The 331-nt window shown below is 58.9% G+C and carries 1 pseudogene; it reads right to left on the reverse strand.

The features are described from left to right. Positions 1-331, reverse strand: a pseudogene (locus F0Q32_RS26680) (DUF945 family protein); the annotation flags it as partial.

The following is a 331-nucleotide window of genomic DNA, read 5'->3' on the forward strand; positions in this document are numbered from 1 at the left end:
GCCGGAGCCGGAGCCGGTTCGCTCGGCGTGACTGGCGGCTGCGGTTCGCTCTCCTGAATGGCTGGCGCCTGCAAACCAAACATTCCCGCAAAGTCGTCCAGCGGCATTTTATTGCCGTTCAGCGTCACCTGGCCGTTAGCGTACTGCAGGCTTTAGGTCATCTGGTCGTCCTTCGCGGTGGTCAGACGGAACATCTGCCCCAACCCGGCAAACCCTTTCACCTGCTGGCTGGCCAGCCTCTCCGCTTCTTCCTGCTGATAACCTCTCAGCTTCGCCATCTGTGTTATAAATGCGGTCGCCATATCCAACGGCATAACCTGTCTACCATCCA

The organism is Pseudocitrobacter sp. 73 (genome assembly GCF_008369545.1).
GTDB classification, from domain to species: Bacteria; Pseudomonadota; Gammaproteobacteria; order Enterobacterales; family Enterobacteriaceae; genus Pseudocitrobacter; species Pseudocitrobacter vendiensis.